Genomic DNA, 12,846 nt, shown 5'->3' on the forward strand with positions numbered 1-12,846 from the left:
CGGTGTGACAAGCTAATTATGAATGCCGATGCTTAGTTCGGCGTGTCAGGACAAAAGCGCTACCGAGTAATCCAATCAATAAGGCGAGACCGATAGCTACTGACCAACTTGCCGAGTGTTCGTTAGTTTGTGGCAACGACTTATTCATCGGTGCTGAGCCTGCAAAATCTGTAGCTGCCGATGCTGGTAAGGGATTAGTTGCCGGAACCGTTGTGGCGGTCGTGTTAGTCGAATTTGTCGCTGGATTGGCAGGTGCTGACAGATTACCACTGACGCTTGGTTCGGGGGTCGATGGAGACGACTCATTTGGAACGGCTGGAGTGACGGCCGTTGGTTTTTCAGGTGTTACGGTTCCTGGATTGGTGGGCTTAGGACCACTCGGCTGTTCTGGTGAGACGGTACCCGGCTTTTCTGGTTCAGTGACCCCGGGTTTCTCCGGTTCAGTAGTCCCAGGTTTTTCTGGTTCAGTGACCCCGGGTTTCTCCGGTTCAGTAGTCCCAGGTTTTTCTGGTTCGGTGACTCCGGGTTTCTCCGGTTCGGTAGTCCCAGGTTTCTCTGGTTCGGTGACTCCGGGTTTCTCGGGTTCGGTAGTCCCAGGTTTTTCTGGTTCGGTGACTCCGGGTTTCTCTGGTTCGGTGACTCCGGGTTTCTCTGGTTCAGTAGTCCCAGGTTTTTCTGGTTCGGTGACTCCGGGTTTCTCGGGTTCGGTAGTCCCAGGTTTCTCTGGTTCGGTGACTCCGGGTTTCTCGGGTTCGGTAGTCCCAGGTTTTTCCGGTTCAGTAACTCCTGGTTCCTCATCTTCATCGGGATCTGTTGGTTCCGAAATACCTGGATTTTCGGGAACGTCCGGTTCGGTGACTGGCCGTGAAATCGTGGCTGTCGCGGATCCCTTGTTGCCGTTCTTGTCAGTATAGGTGACATTATTTTCAAAAGTTGCGTCGCCAGTGGGTTCGTTAGTCTTAGTTTGGTAGGTCAAAGCTAACTCTGACGTAAACGACCCTGTGGCATTAAACGTCAATTGATTACCATTCACGCTCGTATTGACGGGAATAATATTACCTGTCTCATCGCGTAGGACGGCGCTGCCATTGACATACGTTTGGTTCGGACTCAACGTATCAACAAAGGTGGGATCGACGAGCTGATTGTTATTAGGCAAGACACGAATTGTCCAGTTGATCCGCCGTGGATTAGCTTCGTCAGCCCATTCAGCTGATTTCTCTAATAAAATTGGGGCTAAGTTACCAGGATGACTAGGAACGGTTCCGAAGGCGTCCAATTGAACAAACCCTTTCCGATTACGTGGTCTGGTTTGATAGGCCTGATTAAATGTGACGAGACCCGTATGTGCGCCGGCAGCAATGAAGAAGGTTCCGATGGTACCTGCAGTGGTTCCTTTCATTGGAAAAGCCTCGTCATGCGGAATACGAACGTTTTCGGGGACTTGGAAAGCCATCGTGTCGCCCACCTTGATCTTGAGGTTATCAGGGATGCGCCAGTTGTAATTGACTGTGTATTCTTGGTCTTCTGGCAATTGTGCATCGTGAGCCATTATCTTGCCCTTACTATCTTTGATAACCGCACTATTAACATCGTTGCCCGTTGCTTCAATTACGTTGCGGGCCTGACTAACTAAGGGTGGCCCGAACATCAAAAAGAAAATTCCAGTGAGTGCTAATAATAACCATCGCCATTTTTTGCGCATGGTAATCGCCTCCATTAAGATATACCCATACATTACCACCATTGTACATGGAAATCGCTGACAAAACACCGTTTGCTAGCTTAACTAACGGTATGCGGCCAGATTTAGCAGACTTTTTTGTGATTGCGTTATTAACTGATATGTGATGTTTTAGGATACCAGAAAAGACACCATTTGCCATCCCATCCAAGGGACGTAAGGGTGTCCGAATCCTGTTAAATTAGAAGTGTGGCGTGCTTCAGGTTGATTGGCAGCACGCCTCGATGAATTGATCAGTTGCCGTACAAGAACTGGATGATGAGTAAGTCGACCTGTGGATTGATATGCAACATTGAGTGGCTGGCGGTCAGGGGACTACCGTGAATGATTTGGGTTTTTGGTGACCAACCAGCTGCCAATAATTGATGGCTGAATTTAAGTACGGCTTGTAAATTGACGCCGCCATCACCACTTGTATGCCAAACATGGCCGGCAATATTCAATATCGGCAAGGACCGTGGTAACCGGTTTAACTGCTGAGTGGTCAAGCCCGGATAGGTCGAGCCAATGGTCACAAACTTATTGATTTGTGCGCGCTGGGGGACTTGCGCTGTCAGATAATCAAAGATGATATTACCTCCAGATGAGTGACCGACAGCATTGTAGCGGGTCACGTGGTAGCGTTTTGCGAGCCCTTGCATGACAGTAGCAAACTGCCGAGCTTGACGTTTCGCATGATGATTATCGGCAAAGATAACCTGAATCGTTGGGTTGTTTTTTAGTGGTCCGAACTGTTGGACGGTCACGTGGCCGGCGTGACTAACATGGACGACCAATCCTTTCGTCATCAGGTGTGCCGCGGTTAAGCGGTGCACAAAGCCGTCGGTAGAAAATGCGCGCGCGTAATCGCCACCGACGAAGATGGTCGGAATACTCGTTTGGGCGACCCGCGTTTTTCGTAATGGGGTCAAGCGATGTTGCCAATAGGATCCAATCCCTACGACCAGGGTCGCACTAATAATGGCCATGATTTTAATAATTTTAATTCGTCGCATCACTGATCCACCTCGCCTTTGAATCCTATTATAGTCGAATTAGTAAAAATTGCTTTTGCAAACCTTCGCCGAATCCACTAGAATGAGAAGCAATAAGTCTACATAGAAGAGAGCTGGGAAACGATGAGTGCAGAATATGATTTAACAATTATTGGTGGTGGCCCGGTCGGCATGTTTGCAGCCTTCTATGCTGGTATGCGTAATGCGCGGGTTCAGTTATTAGAAAGTCTCCCCGAATTAGGGGGTCAGGTTCAGGCTTTGTATCCTGAGAAGATCATTCATGACGTTGCGGGATATCCGGCAATCAAGGGCCGTGAACTGGTGGCACAACTTGAAAAGCAACTCACACAATTTCCAATTGACATTCAATTGGCGAGCCCGGTGACGGATGTCACGGGAGCGATGGGTGATTTCACGATTACCACGGCGAGTGGACAGCAGTCACATTCCAAAGCGATTATCGTAGCGACTGGGAGTGGGGCTTTTGAACCCCGGCGCTTAGCAGTCGATAATGCGGCTGAATTTGAGAATAAGCAATTATTCTACCACATTCCAAGTGTCAAGCAATTTGCGGATCGAACGGTACTAGTTGCGGGTGGTGGCGACTCAGCCATCGATATGGCCTTGATGCTTGAACCCGTTGCTAAGCACGTTTATATCATGCATCGGCGTGATCGGTTCCGTGGGATGGAACACAATGTGGACTTGTTAAAAGCGTCTTCCGTTGAAATCAAGACGCCATTTTTGATTAAGCAACTTGCAGAGACGGCTACCGGACAGTTACAGCTGACGATGAAAGAGGTTCGCGGCACAACTGAAGAAACATTGGCCGTTGATGATTTGATTGTTAACTATGGCTTTATCGCGGATAATAAAGTCATCCGAAACTGGCACGTGACCCCAACCATGGCCCACCGACTCATCACCGTTGATACGGAGATGAATACCGACGTACCTGGGATTGCGGCTATTGGTGATACGGTGACTTACGCGGGCAAGTTAGGCTTGATTGCCAGTGGCTTCGGGGAAGCTCCTAACGCGGTCAATCAGTTAATGATGACCTTGTATCCCGAACGACGGAGTCCACTGCATAGTACGACCGTGTTTGAAAAAATGTAAGTTTAAAAGAGCTGCGATATAACTGGCGCTATACAAGCAAATAGGACGAGAAACCGAATCTTGGCTTCTCGTCCTATTTGCTTGTTCCTTTAAGAACCCGCTTTATTGGCGGCCTGTTGTACCATGAAGTGGTAGAAAGGCAAATGTTTTTTTAATCTAGATAGCTTTGGTGTGTCTTAAAATAAAAAAACAACCGGTCGCTCCGGCTAAACTTTTACAATGTATAAGTTTGTACAAAAAAATACACAAAATTTACTGAAAATTGATAACGATAAAGAAACGCTGTTGTTAAGATAAATTCGTAACATACTGCCTGTTGTTAACGTAGAATTTGAGAGGATGATTCTGTTTATGGCAAAAGGTTCCATTATTGATGGTGTGTTAGTTTAGATGATTAGATTTTATATGTCACTAAGTGTTGTGAAGCATACGATACTTTATTTGTGTTTTATTTTTCTATTACTGTATTTAAAAAAGCGTTATCCAGACAATGTAATTATCGGTTTTTTTAAAAAATACGGTGGTGTTTTATTAATAGTATGCTTCATTTACATTCTATCGCAATTTGGATTGCCGGTTACCGCAATCGATGTTCCAATAGTTCTTGGAATTTTGGGTATTTCGGTTGTTGTGTTGAGACACAAGCAAAAGTAGGACGAACTGCTACCAATCTGTTGCTTACGGAGTCATGATAACTCATGGCTCTTTCTGGTTTTTATCTAATATTGACGTCCCTGATAACGTACTGTCATCAAAGGACTTCATGGTTCAGACCCTGTTTCTGGGTCATTCCATATGAGCACCTAATTGGCGGTAAAAGTATTAAAAATCAGTGGCTGATCAACTATCGGCATTCGTGCGCTTTAGAAATTAAAATGGCAGATAACCCGGAGCGCTGCGCACTTTAATACAGTTTTTTACCAACATCTCAATCACCGCGACGGCTAATCAGATCAAAAAAAGCGCTATCCAAATGCACTTATGCATTCAGATGGCGCTTACGATTCGTCATCAGCTGGAAGTCACTTTTTCAGCAACGACATCATTCAGAATTTTCGTGGTTGCTGAATGATTTATGCACTCGCTGTGACAGCAACTTTGAAATAATGTGGATTACTCGTTGCTAGTTAGACTTAATTCATTCATAAAAGTCAATAAGAGTTTGGCATAGCTGGGATGGTCGGTGTTGCTCTTAACTTCTTGCTGCATTTCCGTTAGATTATCAGTGACTACGCCGGTGACGCCCATGAACATCATTTGATCCATTTGGTCCGTATTATCAATGTCCCAGGCGTAAACCGTCTTGTGATTGCGGTCAGCCTTGTCAACGAATTGGTCGTTTAATGTGGTGACCTCCATGGTGTAGCCGTTCGCGACTGTATGTGGGAACGTGAGATTATAAGGCAAGATGTAACTAACGAATTGTTTTTGATCTAAGCGTTTCAAGTCACGCATGACTTTGAAACTAAGCGTATGGACTTGGTCATGATGAGCCAGTAGGGTCGCACCATAACGATCGATGAACCGTTTAGTATCGGCGGCGGTGTAAGCCGAGCTGGTCTTGATTTCGACTAATAGTTTTTGATGATGCTTGTGAGCCGCTTTCAGGTAAGCATCGAAACTTGGAATCTTTGCCTGATAGCCATTTTCACGAACAGTAATTTTTTCTAGTTGTTTTAATGTTAATTGAGATGGCTTTTTCTTAACGCCAGCTAAGGCTTTTAAGGTTGGATCATGCATGACAACGAATTGATGGTCCTTGGTGACTTGGATGTCCATCTCAACGTAATCCGGATGTTCCTTGCTGGTCTTGATCAGTGCAGGAATTGTGTTTTGCACGCCGTTTCCGTTATCGACGCCGCGGTGGGAAATCATGATTGGCTTGGTAATCACTAGTCCATTTAAGTAGACTAAATTAACGGCAACTAGCAAACTTGTCGCTAACAGCAAGCCAATTGCAACACTCGCCCGGGTCAATTTGCGCAACCGTGGTGCCTCGTTAAAGTATTGCGGTTGTTGGCGGAGGAGTGTAAAGTCTTGACGATAGCAAACAATAATTAACATCATGAAGATGGCCGTGGTATAACAAATAATAATTTCGGTGATTGCTTCCATGATAAAGAGATTAACAGTGGCAGCGGCCATGGCAAAACTTGTTTTATCGAATTGAAGCTGGGCTACGTAAATCAACGTATAAATGGTCGTGACGATCAGAAAAATCATAAATAAGGTCACAATCATGGTCCATAAGTAGCGCCAAAGATGGTGGCGCGTTTGTTGCCAACTACGAGTAACGGCCGTTTTCCATGGAAGCCGATCGACAATCATTAGCGGTAATAGGCTAATTAGGCGAATTCCAAGGTAACCAGCCAGCAAGTAGAAGCACCCCAAGCCGAGCGTCATCCACGGGTTTTCCATGAGATAGCTGACAATGAAGGCTGGAATTTTGGCCTTGTTGAGTAATGGTGTTGTAAAGATGAAACTTCCAAATGGCAAAATCACAATAAAGTAGCCGATAAAGAATAAGAAAGTGCTGGGTGAGGTGCCAGTCAGACTAGTGACCGTTGACCGCAAGACCGCGCGTACAGTTTGTGGTCGGCCACGAAAGATATTCATAATACCCAGTAGCAGAAACGCAAATTGCCAATAAACTAAAATAATAATGGCTAATAAGATCGCCACCATACCGAGTGCGGCCAGTGGTTGGTGAATAATAATACTACCGATATTCGTGTACGAGACATAACTGACCCGTTGCCACTTGAGTAACATTTCTAGCACCCAATTAAAAAAAGGAATTGCTAGGTAACTAATGACCAAATTGGTACTAAATATCAGGGCAACGTAACTGCCCCAGTTCTTATAAAAACGGCGGGTACTATCCCACCAAAAACGCCAAGCGCCCATGCGTGGTGCCTCCTCCCTTGATCCGGCATTGACGAATCAAGTCATTATTAATTTTATTGTAACACGCATTGTGTTAGTTATTTTTATCTAAATAATTGCTTAGATTAGTCACTCTAGGAAACCACTTTCAACTAAGCATAATGGGGCTACCGAGCACGTTTCGGTAATCCGCGCGAATGGCTGATGAACGGCACTGAACTTAAGAGATGGCACGTGTTAATCATCGTAATGCGCAAGCATGATACAAACCACAATTAGTATTTTATCATGCAACCGATGCCAGATGGGTGAGGGCAGCGTCATATTTAAAGGAGGTCATAAAAAGGCGCGATGGCAAATAAATTGCCGTCGCGCCTTGCATTGTAAATGGAATGCTTGTTGCTATTTGGAACTGCTAGAGCTAGTCGTGGTACTATCCGTATCATCAGGGTTGGTAATCTTGATACGAGTAGAATCAGTCTTCTTATGCGAAGCTTCCGGTGCGTCGGTCGTATACAACGAGTCCGTTGACTTATTACCATTCTTCGAGTAGAGACTGGTTGACTTGCCAGCTAATTTATTTTGAATTTGAATTTCTTTTTCAAGGCCATCGGCGTAATTGTAATTAGAAGCGTCGACTTTCTTGAAGCCCTTAGGGGTGTAGAAACGTAACAAATTTTTATTGTTAAGTGAATCAGAGAGGCTTAATTCTTTGTCGACTTTCTTCTGATCTTTATCAACAGTCTTCTGAACTGCCTCATCATCATCAATCGTTTCGCCAGTTGCGTTGTCATAAATTTTGCCGCTAAGGACGGTGTATTTAGACGTGACGAAATCGCGATTTCTAAACGCAACGGTACTATCGTGTTGTTTAGAGAAGAGGTCGGTCCCAAACTGAATATAACGTTTGCTTGAAATCCCTAGTAAGTGCAGAATCGTTGGTAGGACGTCAATTTCACCGCCATAAGTCGATTCGACTTTACCACTCTTGATTCCTGGAATATTGATCATGAATGGCACACGTTGAAGCTGGGCGCTATCAAAGGAAGTCCAATCGTCCGCAGATTTACCGAGAATAGGTGCCAAGGTCGAGTTTTCACTGTTGGATAAGCCGTAGTGGTCACCATAGAGTACGATCATCGAATTCTTTAATAAACCAGCCTTTTGCAAGTAGGTATAGAATTCTTTGACGGATTGATCGAGGTAGTGGGCGGTCTGGAAGTAACCGTTAATGGCGGAATCACTAGTATCCGTTGTCTTAAACGTCGTGTCTTCCTTATCAAGTGTGAATGGGAAGTGGTTCGTTACCGTGATGTATTTGACGTAGAACGGTTGTTGTAGCCGTTCAAGATACTGAACTGAATTCTTAAATAACAGCTTATCCTTTAGACCATATCCAGTTGATTTATCACCAGTCGTATCGAAATAACTGGCATCAAAGAAATATTGGTACCCCATATTCTTATACGTGTTATTTCGATTCCAGAAACTGGCCACGTTACCGTGGAAGACGGCGGAGGAATAATTGGCCCGTTGGTTTAGAATCGCGGGAGCGGCCTGGAACGTATTATCTGAGCCTAATTGGGAGAATAATGAGCCAGTTGAGAGCCCGTAAGTACTAGTTTCAAGCATATTTTCGGCATCAGAAGTTTTCCCTTGACCAACTTGGTGGAAAAAGTTCTTAAAACTGTAAGTTGAGTTGCTATGATACAGTTTATTTAAGAACGGCGTAACTTCCTTACCGTTGACTTTCTGATCAATAAGAAATTGTTGAAAACTTTCTAGATGAATCACAATGACGTTGCGACCCTTCGCCAGACCGTACATCTTAGCGTTTGGCGCGGCATAGTGTGATTCAGTATAATCTTTAACGGTATCTAATTCTGATTTCTTTGCGCTGGCGCGTTGATGATTGGTCTGTTCATCCTTGATACCATCATAGACTGTAAAAGCATCTATACCAAGATATTTGACGATATAAGTGCGGTCAAACGTTCTGGTTAGTAGTTGTGGTCGGTTGGATTCTGCTAAGGTCAAGTTAAGACCGAAACCTGCAATCGCGGCAGAGGTGTACGCAAAGGCCGTGTGTTTCTTAATTGGTCGTGTGTCTTGCTTAATCCGATGAAGAATGACCAAGGCCAGAATGACAATAATATCCGCCCAGTAAAGAACATCGCCCCAACTCGCTAGGGCTAACGATGAGCCGGTAAGTCCCTGACTGACCTTGGACACGCCGGTAATCGTACTAACAGTCATGAAATCCGTGAATTCACGATGGTAGATAACGTTGGCATACAGTAAAATGGTGTCGAGTGCATCAATGAATAGCAAAATATAGTAATATACACCGGTTTTACGAATGTAGAACGCCAGACTAAACAGAAAGACCGTCGTTGCAATCGGGTTCACGAGCATCAGGAATGCCTGGAGTGGATCGGCAACGCCTAGTGAAAATTCGGTTAAGTACGCATAGATCGTTTTGGCCCAGAATAAGAAGACTAGTAGCCAAAAAAATCCAATTCGCGTGTTAACGTATTGGCGAAATTTGGTAAACATCGATAAAGACCTCATTTTTAACAAATTTGGATATGACTCGATAACCAGTCATCAAATCATTTTAACATAACATCGGAACTCGTAATCGCTAACAATTTTAAGAATGCGTTAATTTCGTTTCGAGTTAGTTTGACGATAACCGGTGAAACGCGTATTCTCAAAGTATTTCAGAAGAACGGGTGATAACGTGATGCAGATAAAAATGAGTAACCAGGTTGATTCATCAGTTTATGCGGATGCCATTGCAATCCGGCGGGCAGTCTTTGTGCAGGAACAACATATCGATGAAACTTTGGAAATTGATACGGTCACTCCAGCGACGTGGCACTACGTCTTGTATGATGATCAAAAGCAGGCGGTGGCCACAGCGCGAGTGACACCTAGCGACCAATGGACGGGACATGTTCAACGAGTTGCCACGTTGAAAGCGGCGCGAGGGCAGGGCTATGCACGGCAATTGCTTCAACGTATTGCAGCGGATGGGCTGAGCCGTGGTTGGCGACAGTTGGTACTAGGCGCTCAAGTCACTGCACAAGGGTTTTATACACAATTAGGGTATCAGCCACAAGGGCGCCCGTTTATGGAGGCGGGTTTGCGACATCAGACGATGATATTGGCATTATCGTAAGCATATTGACGTAACTTTCAGTTGGTTAGGTTGTTGATTCGAGTCATATTCCAGAATAAAGGTGCCTTCAACTTAAGGCTTAGCTTTGTGGCTGTTTTTAGCGAGACAATGTAAATGGAATTTCCGGTAGACTTCTAGGCATAGTTCTAGAGGCCTTTTTTGCTAAACGATTAGTTCGGATAGTTCGCAAATAAAAGTTTTGATTCGTAGTAAACTAGTTGGTTGCAGTATTGTACATATGGAGCTGATTAGCGTGAATCACTAACTGGTGGCCGACCCTGACAATCATACGCGACTGTGAGGGTGTGTTGGGTTGTGAGAATGACAAAGACAAAGCTTTTTTTGAATGGGGGAGGAGCGTATGCGAAGAAAGCTAGTTGGGTATATGCTAAGCATGTTGACGGTAATATTAGCGCTATTTATGCTGGGGAGTACTGCACATGCTAAAGAAATCAGTGTTACGGGTTTAACGGCTGGCAATGCCATCGTACTTGATGCGAATGGCAAGCCCGTTACTGACACAAGTACGTTGAATGATAAGGCTGGCTACCAATTAACGTATCATTGGAGTATTCCAGATTCTGAAGTGTTTAAGGCCGGTGATACAGCAACCGTTGAGATTCCAACGTACGTCAGTATCGATCATGATGTTGTGATGCCGTTAACAGATTCTGCTGGGCAAACCTTGGGCACGTTTACGTATACGAAAGGTGCCAGTACTGGGACGATCACGTTTACGGATGCGTTGGGTACACTCAATAGTCGGGCTGGCACACTGAGCATGAATGCGAAGGGCAATGCGACGGCGACGGAAGGATCAGCCGAAATTGCTAAAAGTGGCTTGGTTGTTTCGTCGGGAAGTGATGGTGCGCCAACGGTATTGGGGTGGCACATTACCGTGACACCGGGCAATAACTCGACGGTTGTGGTTACAGATACGCTAGGGCCCAATCAGACATTCATTCCAGATTCGGTTGCGGCACAGGCCGTGCAAATTATCAATGGTATCCAAGTGCCACAGCAACCGTTAACACCGACTGTTGCAACTAATGGTAACGTAATTACTTTTACGTTTAACAACATTCATTCGCCGTTTGTGATTACTTATAACACTAAGGTTGAGAATTTTAATCCGGCTGACACAGCTAAATGGCATAATACGGCTGCACTGGACGGACTAGGCGTTGATGCGACGGCCGATATTACCTATGGTGGCAATGGAACAGCAGGGATGACCTATACCATCGAATTAACGAAGCATGATGCGGCAACCAAGGCCGTGTTGGCTGGAGCCGTTTATGAATTGCAAGATAGTACGGGCAAGGTAATCCAAACTGGGTTGACGACTGATTCGCAGGGACAATTGATTGTCAAAAATCTACGTGCTGGTGATTATCAGTTCGTTGAAACCAAGGCTCCGCTTGGGTATGAACTTAATACCACCCCAGTAAAATTTACTCTCGGCGGTATTAAGCCAGAGGTTGCTTTTCAGGTAAGTCAGGATGATGTCAAGCAACCAGTTGTGCCGACAACTGGTGATGTCACGTTAACCAAGACTGATGCCACGACCAAGGCGGCATTGGCTGGGGCCGTTTATGAATTGCAAGATGCCACTGGCAAAGTGCTCAAGATGGGATTAACGACGGATACCACTGGTCAACTTACCGTATCTGGTCTGACCGCGGGCAATTATCAATTTGTTGAAACTAAAGCGCCTAGTGGTTATCAGCTTAATGCGGCACCGTTATCATTTACAATCAAGCCGAATCAAACGGCAGTGGTAACGGTAGCAGCAACTGATGAACCGGTCACTGAACCAGGAACAACTGAACCAGGCAAACCGGGTGAACCAGGAACAACTGAACCAAGCCAACCAGGTGAACCAGGGACGACTGAACCAAGCCAACCAGGTGAACCAGGGACGACTGAGCCAAGTAAACCGGGTGAACCAGGGACGACTGAGCCAAGTAAACCGGGTGAACCAGGAACGACTGAACCAAGTAAACCAGGTGAGCCAGGGACGACTGAGCCAAGTAAACCGGGTGAACCAGGAACAACTGAACCAAGCCAACCGGGTGAGCCAGGGACGACTGAGCCAAGTAAACCGGGTGAACCAGGAACAACTGAACCAAGCCAACCAGGCAAACCAGGCGAACCAGGAACGACTGAGCCAGGTAACCCTGGAACCACGGGGCCAACCGCGCCACAACCGGAACGACCAGCTGTACCCGGTCCAAGCCAACCCGCTGCACCTAAACCGGGACAATCTGGATTAGGTCAACCGGCATTACCAGGACTGATCAAGCAACCAAGCACGGGTGTCAATGGTGCTGGTGGCACTGTGGGTAATGGTGTGACAACTGGTATGAACGGCTTTGGAACGCCAACTGGTAGTGACCAAAGCACATCAGCTGGCTATAACCACGGAACTTTGTCGCAAACCAGCGAGAAGCAGTCGCCGATTTGGGTGATTTTTGCCGGGCTTTTGGGCTTGTTAATTGCCGCGGTGGGAATCGGTTATCGCCGTCGTGCTTGAAGACGCATGAATTGATTTATTAAAGTATCATGTAGGGATTGATGATGCCCCAGAAATTTTATGGTTTCTGGGGCATTGTTTTGGTTATGTGTAGAGCTAACATTGTTTACGGGGTCAGTTCAGAATTTCAATCAATAAATTTGAATCATCGTGTGAGTTACGATTAAGCAATATGGTCTAGCTAGCTGATGTGGAGATTGTTAGCCGTGTGGTGGCACACGCAAAATCTTTGGCACAGTGAATGGCGGATGGCGATGACCTTATTAGTCTTTGTCGTTGCTAGTATGACGATATTGAGTTAGTCAGCGGTGACTATCAGATTACCGGTGCTCACACAATCATTAAGTATAAACGATTGGCAGTTTGCTACGATTCAATTTAG

Annotated in this window: 7 protein-coding genes; 3 read left to right on the forward strand and 4 right to left on the reverse strand. The window is 45.6% G+C overall.

The genetic code is table 11. From position 1 onward, the window contains the following. Positions 1–16: 16 nt before the first annotated feature. Together ACWQAU_RS11595 and ACWQAU_RS11600 are read right to left on the reverse strand one after the other, a co-directional pair. The gene (locus ACWQAU_RS11595; protein ID WP_079111831.1) at positions 17–1,705 is read right to left on the reverse strand and encodes an Ig-like domain-containing protein; all 1,689 of its coding nucleotides are present in this window, start codon (positions 1,703–1,705) and stop codon (positions 17–19) included. Positions 1,706–1,977: 272 nt separating this feature from the next. Beyond that, the gene (locus tag ACWQAU_RS11600) at positions 1,978–2,739 is read right to left on the reverse strand and encodes an alpha/beta hydrolase (protein WP_003642691.1); all 762 of its coding nucleotides are present in this window, start codon (positions 2,737–2,739) and stop codon (positions 1,978–1,980) included. A 123-nt stretch (positions 2,740–2,862) separates the two neighbouring features. Here ACWQAU_RS11600 and ACWQAU_RS11605 point away from each other — a divergent pair, with 123 nt between their 5' ends. Continuing rightward, positions 2,863–3,858, forward strand: coding sequence for an NAD(P)/FAD-dependent oxidoreductase (locus ACWQAU_RS11605; protein WP_003642692.1), 996 nt, complete (start codon positions 2,863–2,865; stop codon positions 3,856–3,858). Between the two features lie 1,113 nt (positions 3,859–4,971). Here ACWQAU_RS11605 and ACWQAU_RS11610 read toward each other — a convergent pair. Beyond that, a complete protein-coding gene (locus tag ACWQAU_RS11610; RefSeq protein ID WP_003642695.1) occupies positions 4,972–6,765 on the reverse strand; it encodes a glycerophosphodiester phosphodiesterase in 1,794 nt (597 codons plus the stop codon). A 381-nt stretch (positions 6,766–7,146) separates the two neighbouring features. Next, complete coding sequence (locus ACWQAU_RS11615) at positions 7,147–9,300, reverse strand: LTA synthase family protein (protein ID WP_003646579.1); 2,154 nt, start codon at positions 9,298–9,300, stop codon at positions 7,147–7,149. A gap of 190 nt (positions 9,301–9,490) precedes the next feature. On the opposite strand from ACWQAU_RS11615, the gene ACWQAU_RS11620 reads away from it, so the two are divergent. Continuing rightward, positions 9,491–9,928, forward strand: a complete 438-nt coding sequence (locus ACWQAU_RS11620; protein ID WP_011101834.1) for a GNAT family N-acetyltransferase — start codon at positions 9,491–9,493, stop codon at positions 9,926–9,928. Between the two features lie 361 nt (positions 9,929–10,289). Continuing rightward, the gene (locus ACWQAU_RS11625) at positions 10,290–12,464 is read left to right on the forward strand and encodes a SpaA isopeptide-forming pilin-related protein (RefSeq protein WP_027821867.1); all 2,175 of its coding nucleotides are present in this window, start codon (positions 10,290–10,292) and stop codon (positions 12,462–12,464) included. Positions 12,465–12,846 lie beyond the last annotated feature (382 nt).

The organism is Lactiplantibacillus sp. 3062 (assembly GCF_055413545.1).